This is a genomic window from Haloarchaeobius ordinarius (genome assembly GCF_051801355.1).
GTDB lineage: Archaea > Halobacteriota > Halobacteria > Halobacteriales > Natrialbaceae > Haloarchaeobius.
Genome location: NZ_CP196560.1, coordinates 390359 through 405898 on the forward strand (window position 1 = coordinate 390359; position 15540 = coordinate 405898).

General features: G+C 66.0%; 15 protein-coding genes. 7 read left to right on the plus strand and 8 right to left on the minus strand.

Going from position 1 to position 15540, the window contains the following annotated elements:
• Nucleotides 1-16 precede the first annotated feature (16 nt).
• Complete coding sequence (gene gpmI / locus ACSC1R_RS02055) at nucleotides 17-1588, minus strand: 2,3-bisphosphoglycerate-independent phosphoglycerate mutase (protein WP_439027410.1); 1572 nt, start codon at nucleotides 1586-1588, stop codon at nucleotides 17-19.
• 640 nt (nucleotides 1589-2228) lie between these two features.
• A complete protein-coding gene (locus tag ACSC1R_RS02060; RefSeq protein ID WP_439027411.1) occupies nucleotides 2229-2483 on the minus strand; it encodes a hypothetical protein in 255 nt (84 codons plus the stop codon).
• Between the two features lie 115 nt (nucleotides 2484-2598).
• Between ACSC1R_RS02060 and ACSC1R_RS02065 the strand changes: the two genes are divergently transcribed.
• Nucleotides 2599-3852: a DNA double-strand break repair nuclease NurA gene (locus tag ACSC1R_RS02065; RefSeq protein WP_439027412.1), complete on the plus strand. Its 1254-nt coding sequence runs from the start codon at nucleotides 2599-2601 to the stop codon at nucleotides 3850-3852.
• A 283-nt stretch (nucleotides 3853-4135) separates the two neighbouring features.
• Here the strand turns inward: ACSC1R_RS02065 and ACSC1R_RS02070 are convergent, their stop codons facing one another.
• A complete protein-coding gene (locus ACSC1R_RS02070) occupies nucleotides 4136-4471 on the minus strand; it encodes a DUF7113 family protein (RefSeq protein WP_439027413.1) in 336 nt (111 codons plus the stop codon).
• A gap of 108 nt (nucleotides 4472-4579) precedes the next feature.
• On the opposite strand from ACSC1R_RS02070, the gene ACSC1R_RS02075 reads away from it, so the two are divergent.
• Together ACSC1R_RS02075 and ACSC1R_RS02080 are read left to right on the plus strand one after the other, a co-directional pair.
• On the plus strand, nucleotides 4580-6460 hold the full coding sequence (locus ACSC1R_RS02075) for an ATP-binding protein (protein ID WP_439027414.1): 1881 nt from the start codon (nucleotides 4580-4582) through the stop codon (nucleotides 6458-6460).
• An 80-nt stretch (nucleotides 6461-6540) separates the two neighbouring features.
• Complete coding sequence (locus ACSC1R_RS02080) at nucleotides 6541-6972, plus strand: universal stress protein (RefSeq protein WP_439027415.1); 432 nt, start codon at nucleotides 6541-6543, stop codon at nucleotides 6970-6972.
• A 185-nt stretch (nucleotides 6973-7157) separates the two neighbouring features.
• On the opposite strand, the gene ACSC1R_RS02085 is transcribed toward ACSC1R_RS02080, so the two are convergent.
• Nucleotides 7158-7631 carry an Lrp/AsnC family transcriptional regulator gene (locus ACSC1R_RS02085; RefSeq protein WP_439027416.1) on the minus strand — a complete coding sequence of 158 codons (474 nt, stop codon included), beginning with the start codon at nucleotides 7629-7631 and terminating at the stop codon, nucleotides 7158-7160.
• A 166-nt stretch (nucleotides 7632-7797) separates the two neighbouring features.
• Here ACSC1R_RS02085 and ACSC1R_RS02090 point away from each other — a divergent pair, with 166 nt between their 5' ends.
• A complete protein-coding gene (locus tag ACSC1R_RS02090) occupies nucleotides 7798-8892 on the plus strand; it encodes a hemolysin family protein (RefSeq protein ID WP_439027417.1) in 1095 nt (364 codons plus the stop codon).
• 39 nt (nucleotides 8893-8931) lie between these two features.
• Here ACSC1R_RS02090 and ACSC1R_RS02095 read toward each other — a convergent pair whose 3' ends face one another.
• Nucleotides 8932-9294, minus strand: a complete 363-nt coding sequence (locus ACSC1R_RS02095) for a hypothetical protein (RefSeq protein WP_439027418.1) — start codon at nucleotides 9292-9294, stop codon at nucleotides 8932-8934.
• Nucleotides 9295-9419: 125 nt separating this feature from the next.
• On the minus strand, nucleotides 9420-10691 hold the full coding sequence (locus ACSC1R_RS02100; protein WP_439027419.1) for a KaiC domain-containing protein: 1272 nt from the start codon (nucleotides 10689-10691) through the stop codon (nucleotides 9420-9422).
• 232 nt (nucleotides 10692-10923) lie between these two features.
• Between ACSC1R_RS02100 and ACSC1R_RS02105 the strand changes: the two genes are divergently transcribed.
• From ACSC1R_RS02105 to mptA, 3 genes are all read left to right on the plus strand, one after another.
• Complete coding sequence (locus tag ACSC1R_RS02105; RefSeq protein WP_439027420.1) at nucleotides 10924-11748, plus strand: NAD(+)/NADH kinase; 825 nt, start codon at nucleotides 10924-10926, stop codon at nucleotides 11746-11748.
• Nucleotides 11749-11789: 41 nt separating this feature from the next.
• On the plus strand, nucleotides 11790-13049 hold the full coding sequence (locus tag ACSC1R_RS02110) for an outer membrane protein assembly factor BamB family protein (RefSeq protein ID WP_439027421.1): 1260 nt from the start codon (nucleotides 11790-11792) through the stop codon (nucleotides 13047-13049).
• Nucleotides 13050-13160: 111 nt separating this feature from the next.
• Nucleotides 13161-14093, plus strand: a complete 933-nt coding sequence (mptA, locus tag ACSC1R_RS02115; RefSeq protein ID WP_439027422.1) for a GTP cyclohydrolase MptA — start codon at nucleotides 13161-13163, stop codon at nucleotides 14091-14093.
• 1 nt (nucleotide 14094) lies between these two features.
• On the opposite strand, the gene ACSC1R_RS02120 is transcribed toward mptA, so the two are convergent.
• Together ACSC1R_RS02120 and ACSC1R_RS02125 are read right to left on the minus strand one after the other, a co-directional pair.
• A complete protein-coding gene (locus ACSC1R_RS02120; protein WP_439027423.1) occupies nucleotides 14095-14706 on the minus strand; it encodes a hypothetical protein in 612 nt (203 codons plus the stop codon).
• The gene (locus tag ACSC1R_RS02125) at nucleotides 14703-15293 is read right to left on the minus strand and encodes a DUF7344 domain-containing protein (RefSeq protein ID WP_439027424.1); all 591 of its coding nucleotides are present in this window, start codon (nucleotides 15291-15293) and stop codon (nucleotides 14703-14705) included. The genes ACSC1R_RS02120 and ACSC1R_RS02125 overlap by 4 nt, the downstream gene beginning before the upstream one ends.
• Nucleotides 15294-15540 lie beyond the last annotated feature (247 nt).

The window sequence follows — 15540 nt, forward strand, 5'->3', positions numbered from 1 at the left end:
TGTCGAACTGACCGGCCTACTCGTCGTCGAGCAGGTCTGCCTCCTGCTCGACCTGCGGACCGGTCTGCTCCGGCACCAGCAGGTTCTCGCCGGTCATCGCAGCGGGTTTGGGGACGCCCACGAGCGAGAGCAACGTCGGCGCGATGTCACAGAGCGAACCGCCTTCTCGCACCTGCTTCCCGCCGTCGTCGCCACCCGGCGTCGTGTAGATGAACGGCACGTCGTTGTAGGTGTGCGCCGTGTGCGGGTCCTCCTCGGTCCCCATGTCGTCTGCGTTCCCGTGGTCGGCCGTGACGAGGACGTGCCCGCCCGCGGCGCGAACCGCGGCTTCGAGCCGCCCGAGCTGGACGTCGACCGCCTCGACCGCCTCCACGGCGGCGCGATAGTCACCCGTGTGTCCGACCATGTCGGGGTTCGCGTAATTGAGGACGAGCACGTCTGGGTCGTCGGTCGCGATGCGCCGGACCGCCGCCTCGGTGAGTTTGCGCGCACTCATCGCCGGCGTCTCGTCGTAGGTCGGCACGTCCGGTGACTCGATGATCTCGCGTTGTTCGCCCTCGAACTCGACCTCGCGGCCGCCGTTGAGGAAGTAGGTGACGTGGGCGTACTTTTCCGATTCGGCCATCCGGAGCTGGGTCCTGCCAGCCTTCGAAAGGACCTCGCCCAGGGTGTCCTCGGGCTGGAACGGCTCGAACGCGACCGGGAAGTCGAACGTCTGGTCGTACTCCGTCATCGTCACCAGTTTCGTCTCCGGCGGCTCGGGCCAGTCCTCCTCCGGTTCGACCGACTGGAGCAGCCGGACCAGCTGGCGGGCGCGGTCCGACCGGAAGTTGAAGAAGATTATCGCATCGCCATCGTCCAGCCCCTCGTGCTCGCCGACCGTGGTCGCCTCGACGAACTCGTCGGTGTCGCCGCGCTCGTAGCTCTGCTTGACGGCCTCGACCGCGCTGTCGGCGTGGTGCGGGGCATCGCGCTCGACGATGGCGTCGTAGGCCTGGCGGGTCCGTTCCCAGTTCTGGTCGCGGTCCATCGCATAGTAGCGCCCGCAGACCGTCGCGACCTGCCCGGTGCCGTACTGCTGGGCGTGGGCCTCCAGGTCCGCGAGGTAGGACTCGCCGCCGTGGGGCGCGGTGTCGCGGCCGTCCGTGAAGGCGTGGGTGACCGCGGGAACCTCCCGCTCGGCCGCCATCTCGATGAGCGCGTGGAGGTGTCGCTGCGAGGAGTGGACGCCGCCGTCGCTGACGAGGCCCATGAGGTGGACTCTACCGTCGTTCTCGTCGGCGTACTCGAACGCCGACCCGAGCGCCTCGTTGTCGAAGAACGAACCGTCGTCGATGGCATCCTCGATGCGGGTGTACTCCTGCATGACGACCCGGCCCGCGCCGATGTTGAGGTGGCCGACCTCGGAGTTGCCCATCTGGCCGTCGGGGAGGCCGACGCGCCGGCCCGCGACGTGCAGCCGGCCGTACGCCCCGGTTCGCCTGAGCCGGTCGAAGACGGGTGTGTGCGCTGCTGCGACCGCGTCGCGATGGTCGCCGGGGTCGTCGTTGAGCCCCCAGCCGTCGAGGATGATGAGTGCCGCGTCCATGTCAGAGGGGTCGCGGGTCGGTACAAAGAAAGGTTCGTTCGCGACAGTGAGACGATGAGGAATCAGGCGTTCTTCGCGAGCTGAGTGTCGTGGCTGGTACGACAGCTGGGAGTGACGACAATCACACCACTCGCGCTGGTGGCGATGACCGCACCACACCCTCCCCAGCCGACTTCGATGCTCGGCTCCGCCTGCGCGTCTCGTCCCTCGCGCGCTTTCGTCGGTGGCCTCACTTCGTTCGGACAACCGACCGCGCGCGCCGGTCGTCTTAGTATGGGTTCGATAGTTGCCGAACGTCTGCTCTGGCGCGCGCTGACGAGTAGTGCTGAGCGTGAGCGAAGCCACGAGTCACAGTCGCGCGAGGGACGACCGGAACGAAACGGAGCGTAGCGAAGTGGAGTGGAGGAAGTCGGCTGGGGAGGGGGTGGGTGCGGTGCTGTGCGGTTGCAGTTCCAGTGCCACCAGCGCGGGTGCCCTGCTACTCTACCCAACCTCTCGAATCGACACCGTAGAGACCACCAGCGGGAGTGACCCGCCAGGACACCCAGACCACCGAACGAAACATCAGAAACCGCCAGAAACCCGACTTTGCAACACAGAGCCAGCTCTCAGGAGACCGCCAGAAACAGTCGACGACGCCTTACTCGGTCGCGAATTCGGTCCGGCACTCGCCACAGACCGAGCAGTTGCCGGGGCGAGTCCGCTGGGCCGCCACGGCCCCGCACTCGTCACAGACCATGAACAGGCGCTTCTCCGGCGGGACGCCGGCTTCGAACTCCATCTCGACCCACGCGTCCGGGTTCTCGGGGTCGTAGATACGGACGCCGCCTTCGGTCCGGGTCCAGTCGTAGGCCGGCTCGTCCTCGGTGACCGCTTTCGCGGTTCGCTCCGTCATCACGTCGAACTCGACCGCCCATTCATATAAATCTCTTGATAAATTTGAACACGGAATCGAGTTAATGACCACGCCGACCGTCGGGTTTAGTACGGCGGGGCGGATTCGGTTGGACATGACGCTGGACCCGGTGCACTTCGAGGGCATCGCGCAGCTGGCCCGCCGCATCAGGTACGACGTGGGCGAGGACGACCACCGCGACTTCGCCCGGACGGTGTGGGACGAGTTCCTCGACCCGCTGGTCGACGACGGGCGGACGGTCCTCGAATCGCTGGGTGAGCAGGGCCGCCACGTCGCCCCCATCGAGGACGTGGCGCTGGCGGCGGTCCCCTACGAGGAGGTCCACGGGCTCGACTCGGGCACCATCAACCCGACGACGTTCACCAATGGCCTAGTGCTCGACATCGCCCAGGCCGCGATGTCCGCGACCCCGTCAGACCTCGACCTGCACCGGGCGCGGACCCTCGTGATGACCGTCCACACGAACGACGCGACGGTCGACGTGGACGAGGGTGAGTGGACGATGTACGACGACGGCTACATCCGCTCGCAGATTCGCCACGCCCCACACGTCAACCGGTACGAAGAGGGCGTCGTCCACGCGCTGGCGCTCTACCTCGCCGAGTCCGAACACGCACTCACACAGGCCGAAATCGTCGACGACCTGCTGGTGCTCGACGGCCCGCTCTACCCGAAGGGGCTGTTCAAGTGGGCCGACCAGCACCCCGAGTTAGCTGCGCTGCTGGAGGAAGAAGAACAGCCGAAAGAGGTGGTCAGGAACTACGTCGAACTCGTCGAGAAATTCGTCACGCGGGACGTGCCACTCGTGGGCTTCGTGAAGAATCCGGCGACGAAGGTCATCACCCGGACGGTCAGACGGAAAGGCGGCCACGCCCCCTGGGTCGACGACTCGGCCTTCTTCACCCGCATCCTCGAACACGGCTCGTTCGACCACGACACCGAGCGCTGGGAGCGTGACACGAAGAAACTCACCTGCACGAACTGGTTCGTCTCCCGCGGCGGTGCTGACCACCCGCTCTCGCGAGACGGTGACGCACTCGGGGTCGAGCGTCGTCTCGACGCCGCAGAGTACGAGGTGACGTTCTGTGCAATCTACGACCCGCGTGACGACCTCGTCTACCGGCTCGAAGCCCCCTACGCCTTCACCAGGGACGAGGAGGTACGGAAGACCCTCCGGCTGTTCGCCCTGCAGGAGATCGCCGCCGAAGGCGGGCCGCCGCTGGCCGTCGCGAAGGCCGACGAACTGGCCCGCATCAGCCGCGACGAGAAGGGCGCGCTCACCGAAACACTCGAAGAGACGTTCGACGCACGCCGAACGCGCGACTACGACGACACGCGCTGGAGCTGAGACTCTGTCGCCGTGTCGGACGTTCGTCGACGAGAGAGCAGTTCTGCTCCAACAGACCGAACTCGATGGTTGGAAGAACCGGGGGGCGAGCCAGGTCCTGGGCTGGAGCCGAACTGCACCCGGGCGTTCACTCTCTCACCCGTTAAACGTACAACCTGAAAACGCAATACCTGAAAAGCGAACGTGTTTTATCCCACTACGAGGACGTGTTTTCGTGTTTCTCTCTTCCATGGAACGTCACGAGCACTGATGGAATCGGGCCGTATCCGCGGCCGGGAATCCCTCAGGCAGTCTCTGCCTTCTGGACCGAAATCTCGACCACGTCCGGGTCGACGCCGACGCGTGCGAACTGGGTCCGGAGGTGCTCTTTCGCGGCGGTCAGCGCCTGGTCTTTGGTGTCGAACCCGCGGGGCATCGGGGACTCGAAGGCGATGTGAATCTCTTCACCGTTCACCTCCTGAACCGTCCCACCGCTCTCGACCTCGTAGAACTCGTCGCACACCCAGACGTACGGGGCGTCCTCGTCGGGCGCGCCACGGAACTCCGGCGCGTCCTCACCCCGTTCGTAGATGGTGCCGGTCAACTCGGTCCCGGCCGCTTGCCCGCGAACTAACAACATATCGTGAGTGTAGGCGATGGACCCGCATAAGACCACGCCCTAGACTCGGCGGGAGCGCACACCCGACCGAGGGAAACCGGTTTCACGTCGCGATTCCTTGCCGTGGGTATGACCGACCTCGGTGACTTCGGGGACTTCGACGTGGACGACGAGCCAGCCGACGCCGACGGGCCAGCCGACGCCGACGGGCCAGCCGGGGACGCTACCGACGACGAACCCGACGGCGCGGTGAGTACGTCGTCAGGCAGCGACCCGAACACGACCGGTGCCAGCCAGCAGGACGACGACTTCCAGCGCCTCGACGTTCGCCCGAGTGGGAACGACCGCGGCCTCGGCACCATCGCGGTCTCCGAGGGCCTGCGCATCGCCGAACGCGAAGAGGACACCCAGTTGCGGGCGTACGTCACGACAGGGAACCGGCCGAACGTCCGCATCGGCTCGTACCTGCTCGCGCCGTACCCCGACGGCGAGAAGCTGTTCGCCCGTATCACCGGTCTGGAGTACGCTCAGGCGTTCCACGCCGACGACGCGACCGAGATTCACGCCCGACGCGCGATGCGCCGGGACGGCATCGACGAGGCCGACTACAAGTTCATGGCGACGCTGGAGCCGATGGCGGTGTTGTTCTCTGATGGTGGGGAGTTGAAACGACGCATGGTCGACCGCGTCCCGAAACCGGAGACCGTCGTCCGCGAGGCGACCGACACCACCGAGATCAAGACCGGCCTGAAGATGCCCGAGGAGGGCGTCTTTCTGGGACATCTCTCGGTCGGCGGCGAGACCGTCCGCACGAACGCGGAGCCACCGACCATCGACTACCGCCTGAAGGACGACTACGACGCCGGCGACCCCCTCGTCTTCCGGCACACGCTCGTCGCCGGTGGCACTGGCTCCGGGAAGACCCACGGCGCGAAGAACATCCTCCGGCAGTACCTCGCGTCGGACCGTACCTACCCGATGGACGACGGGCGCGACGTCCGCCCCGCCATGGTCGTCTTCGACCCGCAGGACGAGTACGCCCAGATGCACGACGACAACCCCGAGATGACCGACGAGTTCGCCCGGCGTCTGGAGCGCGAGGACATCGCCCACGGCGGCGTCGACGACACACTGGCGTTGATTCCGAAGGTGGGGGACGCGAGCTACGCCGCCGACCACCACCGCGCCGAACAACGCGAGTTCACCATCCCGTTCTCCATGGTCCGGGGCAACCCCTGGCTCGTCGCCGGGAGCGGTCTGAACGAGAACCAGTACCCGGCCCTGACCAACGAACTCCTGCCGCGGTTCTTCCGTACCCACGGGAACGATGGCACCTACCAGCAGTTCCTCTCGTTCCTCGACGACCCCGCGCTGAAAGAGGAACTGAACGAGTCCGGTCGGGTCCACGAAGCGACGTTCGACGCCATCCTGCGCCGGGTCCGCGGCTTCGGCGACGTGTTCGACCAGTCCGCACAGCCGATAACCGAACTCGTCTCCGAGTTCGTCCGCCCCGGCGGCGTCACGGTCGTCCCGACGTACCACGTCAACGACACCCGGGCGACCGAGGTCGTCGTCCTCGCCCTGTCGAGCCTGCTCGTCGACGAGAAGCTGTCGAACGACCCGTTCTACGACCGCATCAAGGAGACGCCGGTCGTGCTGGCGATGGACGAGGCCCACAACTTCCTCACCGACGCCGACACCGTCCAGGCGCGAAAGGTCATCGGAAAGTTCACCGAAGCCGCCAAACAGGGGCGTAAAGAGCGTCTCGGCCTGTTCCTCATCACGCAGGACCCCCAGGACATCGCCGACCCGGTGTTCAAACAGGTGAACACGACGGTCGTCCTCAACCTCGGCGACGAGGACGCCATCAAGAGCGTCAACATCCCCGCCAACCTGGAGAGCAAGGTCCCCTACATGGAGAAGGGCCAGATGGTCGTCTACTCACCCGACAACTCCGAACCCGTCGAGTGCATCGGCCTCTCGACCTGCGTGACGAACCACGGGCGCTGACGGGGCAGTTTCGGCACCGAAACGGTGTAACCGCCACGCTGGAGATGGATTTATCCGACAGAGTGTGTTAGTTCTTACCAATGGCAGACCACGTCCTCGTCGCCTACGACGATTCCCCGCAGGCCGAGCACGCCCTGCGGTTAGCCCTCGACGAGTTCGACGACGCAGGACGGATGACACTGCTGACCATCATCGACCCCGCGGCCGCAGGCTACAGCCGAAAACTCACCATCCCGAGTCTCCCCGAGGAGTGGTACGAGGAGACGAAATCGGAGGCCGACCAGCATCTCGCCGCGGCCACACGACTCGCCGCCGAGGCCGGCGTCGAGGTCGACACCGACATCGTCGTCGGCCGGCCCTCCCGACGCATCGTCGCCTACGCCGACGAACACGACTGCGACCACATCGTCACCGGGAGCCACGGGCGCTCGGGCGTCTCGCGCATGCTGCTCGGCAGCGTCGCCGAAGCCGTCATCCGGCACGCGACCTGTCCGGTGACCGTGGTACGGTGAGAGAGATACTTCCGGGCGGTCCACAGGCAGAGAAGCCGGCGAGGGAGACCGAAGACGACGAGGACCAGCGATCCGCCTGGCTTCCGATTCACTGACTGCTCCGTCGTTCGGTCGTCGAAAACGCGTTCTCCAGGCCGCTGTGGCGCTTGTCTCCTGTGCACTCGACCCGGCCGTCTACCCGGAACTCACTCCTCACTGGCTGTCTCGAACCCCGAATAGGAACTCCGGTGCGTGCTCCGAATCAGGTCCTCGTCGGAGACCTTGAGCCCGAGTTCGTCCAGTTCCTCTCCGATCCGGGTCAGGTCGTCGCCGTCGGCCCCGACAGCCCGAACGAGGACGTTCGCCTCGCCCGTCATCACCTCCTGTACCTCGACGACGCCGTCCACCTCGGCTGCCGCCCGTGCGAGTTCCTCGCGGTTCGGAATCGGCGCCGTACACACGATGAGGGTGAACAGCTGGTAGCCGGCTCGCTCGTAGTCAACGTCGGCGTGGTAGCCCCGGAGCACCCCGTCGTCTTCGAGTCGCTGGATCCGGTTCCGGACGGTACTCGCGGAGACGTCGAGTTCCGCCGCGACGTCGCTCGAGGACGTGTGACGGGCCTCCGACTGGAGTTCGTGGAGGATGCGTCGGTCGAGGTCGTCCAGTTCTCGAATCGTCATCTACCAACATCGTTCGGCTGGGTCCCTAAAAGCGTGGCCACACCAGACTGCCGAGGTGACACCTGCCGAGAAAGTGGTTGCGTTTCTGCAAATCATATACTTAAATCCGAGGACGGTTCGACACTTTTTCCCGTCTCGAACGGGAACGGGGAGGCACGAACGACAGATGAACACGCTCGAGATCGTGATTCGCCTGTTCGCAGGTGTCTTGCTCATCCTCGCAAACGGCTTCTTCGTCGCCATCGAGTTCGCGCTGACGCGTGCGCGACAGTTCACGGAGGAGGAGTTCGTCGACGGGGACTCGCGCCTTGAGCGGGCGTGGGAGATGACGAACGACCTCGAACTGTACCTGACGACGTGCCAGGTGGGTATCACCGCCTCGAGCATCGCCGTCGGTATCGTCGCCGAACCCGCACTCGCCGCCATCTTCGAGCCGCTGTTCGGCGGTACCCCCCTGGCGAGAATCGGGGCCGGCGCACTCATCGCGTACCTCATCATCAATCTCATCCACCTGACCCACGGCGAGCAGACGCCGACCTACCTCGGCGTCGAGCGGTCCCGGCTGGTCTGCCGGTACGGGGCTGCGCCCCTCTACTGGTTCTACGTGGTCATCTCGCCGCTCATCAAGCTCGGCGACTGGGTCGCGAAGTGGACGCTCCGACTGTTCGGCATCGAGATGTCCGGTGCGTGGCTCGAAGCCGAGGAAGACGTCATCGAGTCCCGGAGTCAGCTTCGCAACCGCCTGAGTTCGCTGCTGGAACGGGGGGACGTCGAAGGCGAGCGCCACGACGAGGTGCTGAGCGCGCTCGACGCCGGGACGATGGAGATTCGAGACGTGATGGTCCCCGAGTCCGAGGCCGTGTTCCTCTCGACGGCGGCGTCTCCCGGGGAGAACCTCCGGCGTCTCTCCGAGAGCCAGCACACCCGGTATCCGCTCGTCGGCGACACGCCGGAGGAGGTCGAAGGTATCGTCTACGTCCCGCGGGTCATCGAGAACATCGACGCGCTGCGGGATGGGAGCACGACGTTCGCGGACATCGCAGCGCCGCCGATGACGGTCTCGGCGGACACCTCTGTCAGCGACGCAATCGACCGGTTCCAGGCCGAGAACCAGGAGCTTGCGGTAGTCCTCGCCGATGGCGAGGTCGTCGGTCTGGTCACCGCGACCGACGCACTCGAAGCCGTCATGGGCGAACTGGAAGACCCCCTCGATACGAGGACCGCGAACACCTCGCGCCGGAACCAGCCCGCACCGAACTAGGGTCCCCCCTGCCTCTTCGCTGGGCGGTTTCACTCGATTCTACACGCCCGGAATCCCCAGCACGTCCGGCGCGACGATTCCGACAGCCGAGAGCACCCAGACGACCGCGACTGCGACCAGCCACGCGACGACGCCGATGCCGGCCGCGACCTTCCAGCCGCCGGGATAGCGCCAGTTGATGACGCCGACCCAGGCGAGGAGCACGAGCACGATTCCCAGGAGCGGAATCCACCCGAGGAAGAAGCTCACCACGCCCCAGGCGATGGCTCCGAAGAGAGCGGTGATAGCCGCGTACCCGAAGTCGGTCCCACGTTCGAGGATGACTTTCGCCCCCGCAACGATACCGACGGTCCCGATTACCCAGCTCACGACGAACACGACCAGCGAGTCGAGGAGTCCCATCGGTCAGCACCTCCGGGACGGGGCGGTCTGGAGACTTGCGAACGGTGACCCACTGGTTGTCGGATACATACCGTGGTTACGTCGCGGACGGGGAAAGCGAATGGCCGGATATTCGAGGGTGTCCGTCAGAAGATGTTGGCCTGCCGGTGGACCGAGATACCCTCGTCGGTAATCTCGTAGGGTTTGGTCTCACGGGAGTGGTTCGCGTCGCGTATCTTCTGTATCTCGACGGCGAGGCGGGTCTCCCGGAAGTCAGAGGGCCTGACGTACTGGAGGATGAACACCGCGTCCGTGAGGTACTCGACGATGCCGTGGCGGGATGCGTACGGCGAGTCCTCACTGGCTTCCGAAGTCATCATGGTCGTGATACCGGCCTCCTTCAGGCTCTTGGTGAAATCGAATATCTCGTTGCGGCGTTTCGCCCGGTCGTCGTACATCATCTCCAGCAGCGAGACCGAGTCGAGTACCAGTCGACTGGCCCCGAACTCGCGGATGAGTCGGGGGAGTTCCGACCGGATGGAGCCGAGACTGTTCGCCATCTCGATGGGGTCGATGTCGACGATTGCGAGCAGGTCGTCCTCGACGTACTCGTCGAAGGGCATCCCCTTCTCGGTGGCCGAGTTGATGACGCGCCTGCGGTTCTCCTCGAGCGTGATGAAGATGCCGCGCTCGCCCTGGCGCATCCCGTGGTCGAGGAACTGGAGACCGAACGTGGTCTTCCCGGTCCCGGCGGAGCCGACGGCGACCATCAGGGACCGTTCGGGCACGCCCCCCATTATCATCTCGTCGAGCCCTTTGATGCCGAGGTTGATTCGGGGCAGTTCGGAGTCGAACTCCTCCGCGTCGAATCCACCCCCGCCCAGACCACCGCCGCCGAAGTCGTCACCGCCGAGTCCGCCGCCCATCCCGAAGTCGTCGGTGGCCATGTCGAACTCGCCGTCGCCGACGTCGAACGGACTGCCGCCGACGTCGAACGACCCGCCTGCGTCGGTCTGCCCGTCGTCTCCGTCGTCGATGTCGGGCAGCTGGACGTTCTCCATCGCCGCACCGAAGTCATCGTTGAACAGCGACGCCGACGTGTCCTCGTCTCCGGCATCCCCGGTGTCCACGTCCCGGTTCTGACCGGGGGCTGCGTCCGTCTGCGCCGTCGAGCCAGGACCAGCATTCTCCTGTGGGTCCTGGTCCGTCTCGGCCCCAGCCACGGCGTCGGCAGCAGCGTCCTCGGCCGTGGGACCACTGGACCAGTCGTTCACGTCGACCGTGTCCTCGGAGTCCGGCTCTGTCGGTGCGGCTGCCTCGTGGTCTGTCGAGTTGGCCGTCTCGTCGTCGGCAGCAGCTGAACCGTCGTCCTCGTTCCGCTCTCGGATGGCCCGCTCGAACCAGTCCTCCTCGCTCATGGTGTCCCCCACCGCCTGCCGCTGACTGGCGGACGTGTCGCTGCGACGCCAGAACGGGGCATCGCGGCGTGGCCGGCACGAGACTGTTCGGAGGGGGGCATAACTATCGTGATGGCGGGTCGGGCACACACGGCCGACCGCGCCGTTCGTACACCGGAGGCCACGCCCTGCGCAGGTATTAACCTTGTTGCTGTCGGAGGGGTTTTTACGTTCGTACGCGATAGCCACGAGCATGAAGGTGGGGCTGGTCGCCCAGAAGGACAACGCTCGTGCGGCCCACCTCGCGGAGAAACTCCGCGAGATGCTCGGCGAGCGCGACGTGACGATAGCAGTCGACACGGCCACAGCCACGGCCCTCGGCATCGACGGTGTCTCACCCGAGGCCATGCAGGACTGTGACCTGGTCGTGAGTATCGGCGGTGACGGGACGTTCCTCTACACCGCACGAGGGGCCGGGACCGCACCCATCATGGGTGTGAACCTCGGCGAAGTCGGCTTCCTGAATGCCGTCTCCCCCGACGACGCCCTCGACGCGGTCGAGGACGAGGTCGAACACATCCGTGAGACTGGCGCACCGCACGTCCGCAAGATGATGCGCCTGCAGGCGAGGGGCGACAGCTGGACCCTCGACCCCGGGATGAACGAAATCGTCGTCCAGGGTCCCCAGCGCGGCCACGGCAGCGGGGCCTCCTTCGAGGTCCGCGTCGACGGCGAACTCTACACCGGCAGCCAGGGCGACGGTGTCCTCGTCGCGACCCCGGCGGGCAGCACCGCCTACAACCTCAGTGAAGGCGGACCGTTCATCCGCCCCGAGGTCGACGCCGTCGTCGTCACGGAGATGTGTGCCTCCGAACCGATGCCGTCGCTCGTGAGCGCCGCCGACAGCACCGTCACGGTCCGGGTCGACGACGCCGACTCCGGGTTCGTCATCAGTGACGGCCGCAACCAGCAGGTCATCGACCCGCCCGAGACCATCACCATCGAACGGGCCGACCAGCCGGTCCGGATGGCCGGCCCGCCGAGCGAGTTCTTCAAAGCGCTCAACAAGCTGGACTGAGCCACCGGTACCTACTTCTGCGCTCCCGGTTCGAATCTGGTATGCGACCGACACGACGACGACTGCTGGCCGCCTGTGGCGGCCTCGCCGGGGCGGCCGGGTGCCTCGGTGACGGTGACGACGACACCGCAGCGCAGGCCGAGTCGACTCCAGACGGGGCGACCGTGGAATCGACGACGACCGCGGAGTCGGGGGTGGACGGCCAACTGACCGGCAGCTACCGCCAGTTCCAGTACGACGGTGCGAACACCGGGCGAGCCGACGTACCAGGACCGACCGGCGACGTGGCCCCCCGATGGACGTTCCGCCGGGCCGAACCGGGGCCAGCCTACGCGATGGCGACCCCGGCCGTCGCAGACGGGACGGTGTACCTCGCAGAGGGTGGCACAGCAGGCGGCGAGGAAGACGACGAGATGCGGACGCTGGTCGCCGCACTCGACGGTAGTACCGGGGAGCCACGCTGGACGACCACGGTCGCCGGGACGAACGTGGTCGGCGACGTGGCAGTCTCGGGGGAGACGGTGCTCGTCCAGGTATCCGGCAGCGTCGTCGCCTTCGACGCCGCCACCGGGACCGAACGCTGGCGCGCCTCGAACGACCTCGACTCCGGGATGACTGTCGCCGACGGCACCGTCTTCGTCGCCGGCCGCGGGTACGACGGTCCGACGACTCTGTACGCCCTCGCCGTCGAGGACGGCCGCGAACGCTGGACCGCGGAGACCGGTGGCGGCGAGTTCGGACCGATTCCGAGTCCGGCGGTCGCTGACGGCCTGGTGTACGCCGGGACGAGCGAGGGCCTCACCTGTCTCGCGGCCGGCGACGGGACCGAGCAGTGGCGGATCGACCTGGGCGGGAGCGCGACAGCACCGCCGTCGGTCGGTTCCGATGCGGTCTACGCGGCCGCCGGGAACGCGACAGTCCACGCGGTCGGGCTGGATGGGAACGCCCGGTGGCAGACGACGGTCGAGGGTGCGGGGTCCGGCGGACCGCGCCCGATTCTCGCCTCGCCGGCGCTCGGTGCGGACTCGCTGTTCGTCGCACAGACGTGGACGCTCCACGCCCTGTCGACGGCCGACGGCGCGGTCGCGTGGACGCGACGGGCCGGGGCGGCGGGCCCGCCGGTCGTCGCCGGCGACGGGCTGTACGTCCGGAGCTTCGACGAGATGGCGGCGTTCTCGCCCGCTGACGGGAGCCGGCTCTGGTCGTTCGGGACGAACGCGACCTCTGGCACCCCCCGGCCGCCCGCCGTCGTCGACGGGGTCGCCCTGTTCCCGAGCGACGGGTTGTACGCGCTGGAGTGACCGTCCGAGTGCGTGCGAGTCGCCGAGCACCACCACTCCACGCCCGCGGAGTACGGGCAAGCCCCCCGAGTTTCGAAAGCCCTTAGCAACTCCTGACCCTTCCTGCACTCAATGAGTGAGCAACTGCCGGACGTCCAGGCGTCCAGCCCGGACGTCACCGTCGGGCTGAGCCAGGTGGGGGTCACGGGTGTCGAAAAGCTCGTCAAACTCCACCGCGAAGGGAAGCGACCCATCGTCCTGATGGCCGAATTCGAGGTGTTCGTCGACCTGCCGTCGTGGCGCAAAGGCGCAGACATGTCTCGTAACATGCAAGTCATCGACGAGACGCTGGAAGCCGCGACCCGCGACGAAGCCCTCCGCGTGGAAGACGTCTGTGGCGACGCCGCAGAGCGTCTGCTGGCGAAACACGACTACACCAGCAAGGCCCAGGTGAAGATGGAAGCAGAACTCGTCACCCGCGAGAACACGCCCGCCTCCAACCTCGAGACCCAGAGCGTCGTCGACATCATCGCCAGCGCGACCGCGACCGACGACGGCACCCGCGAGGAAATCGGCGCCCACGTCGTCGGCATGACGGTCTGTCCCTGCTCCCAGGGGATGTCCGCCGCCCGTGCCCGCAACGTGCTCGCCGACCTCGGTGTGGACGACGAGACCACCGAGGAGTTCTTAGACCGTGTCCCCCAACCCGGCCACAGCCAGCGCGGCCACGCGACCATCACCATCGAATCCGAAGGCACCCCCGACGTCGACCTCATGGACATCGTCGAAATCGCCCGCGACTCCATGTCCGCGCGCATCTACAACCTCGCGAAGCGCCCCGACGAGGACCACATGACCTACGAGGCTCACGCCGACGCCAAGTTCGTCGAGGACTGTGTTCGTGCCATGGCCGAAGGCGTCGTCGACGAGTTCGACCACCTGCCGGACGACGCCGTGATTCACATGAAACAGTCCAACGACGAATCCATCCACCAGCACAACGCCCACGCCGAGCGCCTGGTCGAGATGGGCCAGCTGCGGACGGAACTGAACGGGACGGCGTGAGTTAGTCGACTTCCCCGGTCTCGTCTTCGTCCTCGCCCTGTTCGTCCTCGTTTTCACCTTCGCCCTCGCTGTCTCCGTCGTCATCGCCACCGTCCTCACCGACGGAATTGCACTCGACCGGCCGCGTGAACGTCGTCTCCATCCCGTCGCCGGACACTGCGACCGTGATTCGGTCGTCGCAGTCCACGTCGCTGAAGGTCGTCTCCGCGGCTTCACCCTGGCCGAGTGCCCCGTCGACCAGTGCCACCGTCTCGTCGTCGACGGTGACGCGGACCGAGTCGAGGTCGGTGCCGGCCGGGAGCTGGTTCTCGACACGAACGACGAGGATCTTCCGAACGGTCTCCCGAACATCGGTTTCGTTCGTCGTCGTGGTCGAATTGGACCCGTTCTGCTGACTCGACTGTGTGGCGTTCGAAGCGGTCGACTCGTTCACGTCGGGTTCGACCACCGTCTCCTCGACCGACTGCTCAAACCCGACGTATGCGCGCTGGTCGTCGACGACGTTCACCGTCAGGCCGCGGTCGAGGGCCGACGACGAGAACCCGCCGGTTCCGGTCGCGAACACGAGCACCGCCACTCCCGCCATCGCGAGCAAAACCAGTCGGCGGTTCATCGCCTCTCTTTCACCTCCGGTGGTTCGTCTTTCGCACCCAGGCGCATCCGGTAGTAGTTGTCGTAGAAGTGCCCGACCGAGGACACGAAGAACAGCGTCACGAAGAACACGCTCCACACCTTCGGCGACAGCAGGTGAAAGGGAAACACGTCGAACCACACTCCCGCAAGCAACGTGACGCTCGCCCCCGAGAGTCCGAGGTAGTACAGCCCCCACGGAATCCCGCGCTCTGGCATCACATCGACGTAGAAGTTCGAGTTCACCGCCGCCTCTGTGAGTTCGACCGTCCCCCGTCTCGAATCGTACTCCACGACCCCGCTGTCGGCCATCTTCGGCAGGTGGAACTGCCGGAGCGCGTTCATCACCCGCTTTCGCTCCTTGTGCGTGAGCTGTTCGACCGGCTTGTCGTTCTCCCAGCTGGCGACCTGTTCCGCCAGGGTGCGCAGTTCGACCGGCCCTGCTTGCTGTTTGAGCTGGTGAATGACGAAGCGTCGGCGCTGGTTACTTAATACCTCTAGCAGACAATCCCGTGATAACTCTTCGTCGCGTGGCGACTGGACTTCCTCCCCCCGAATTCCCCCGTGCATGCACCACAAACACCTCGTCTAACTCTTATGTCTATTTTGTAGATATTCGTCGCCAAAGGCTCTGTGCCCGGCGTGAGTCGTGTGTTACTGGGAGTAACACCGAATTGAATCGAGTCGGGTTCCGTCTATTGGTCGATTTACGGACAGTATACGCGGTTTGGAGCGACGAATAGAGTGCAATCTGTGAGCGGAAGGACTGCCTGCCGAGTCCGCTGGTTGTGTATTCCAAAATGGGTTCCCGGCGATG

What these genes read in the sequence shown, in the direction of transcription:
- ACSC1R_RS02100 (WP_439027419.1), bottom strand. Translation starts at nt 10,691, where the DNA reads ATGAGCGAGGAGGACTGGTTCGAGCGGGCCATCCGAGAGCGGAACGAG.
- ACSC1R_RS02075 (WP_439027414.1), top strand. Translation starts at nt 4,580, where the DNA reads ATGACCGACCTCGGTGACTTCGGGGACTTCGACGTGGACGACGAGCCA.
- ACSC1R_RS02120 (WP_439027423.1), bottom strand. Translation starts at nt 14,706, where the DNA reads ATGAACCGCCGACTGGTTTTGCTCGCGATGGCGGGAGTGGCGGTGCTC.
- ACSC1R_RS02060 (WP_439027411.1), bottom strand. Translation starts at nt 2,483, where the DNA reads ATGACGGAGCGAACCGCGAAAGCGGTCACCGAGGACGAGCCGGCCTAC.
- ACSC1R_RS02110 (WP_439027421.1), top strand. Translation starts at nt 11,790, where the DNA reads ATGCGACCGACACGACGACGACTGCTGGCCGCCTGTGGCGGCCTCGCC.
- ACSC1R_RS02095 (WP_439027418.1), bottom strand. Translation starts at nt 9,294, where the DNA reads ATGGGACTCCTCGACTCGCTGGTCGTGTTCGTCGTGAGCTGGGTAATC.
- gpmI (WP_439027410.1), bottom strand. Translation starts at nt 1,588, where the DNA reads ATGGACGCGGCACTCATCATCCTCGACGGCTGGGGGCTCAACGACGAC.
- ACSC1R_RS02085 (WP_439027416.1), bottom strand. Translation starts at nt 7,631, where the DNA reads ATGACGATTCGAGAACTGGACGACCTCGACCGACGCATCCTCCACGAA.
- mptA (WP_439027422.1), top strand. Translation starts at nt 13,161, where the DNA reads ATGAGTGAGCAACTGCCGGACGTCCAGGCGTCCAGCCCGGACGTCACC.
- ACSC1R_RS02105 (WP_439027420.1), top strand. Translation starts at nt 10,924, where the DNA reads ATGAAGGTGGGGCTGGTCGCCCAGAAGGACAACGCTCGTGCGGCCCAC.
- ACSC1R_RS02070 (WP_439027413.1), bottom strand. Translation starts at nt 4,471, where the DNA reads ATGTTGTTAGTTCGCGGGCAAGCGGCCGGGACCGAGTTGACCGGCACC.
- ACSC1R_RS02090 (WP_439027417.1), top strand. Translation starts at nt 7,798, where the DNA reads ATGAACACGCTCGAGATCGTGATTCGCCTGTTCGCAGGTGTCTTGCTC.
- ACSC1R_RS02080 (WP_439027415.1), top strand. Translation starts at nt 6,541, where the DNA reads ATGGCAGACCACGTCCTCGTCGCCTACGACGATTCCCCGCAGGCCGAG.
- ACSC1R_RS02125 (WP_439027424.1), bottom strand. Translation starts at nt 15,293, where the DNA reads ATGCACGGGGGAATTCGGGGGGAGGAAGTCCAGTCGCCACGCGACGAA.
- ACSC1R_RS02065 (WP_439027412.1), top strand. Translation starts at nt 2,599, where the DNA reads ATGACGCTGGACCCGGTGCACTTCGAGGGCATCGCGCAGCTGGCCCGC.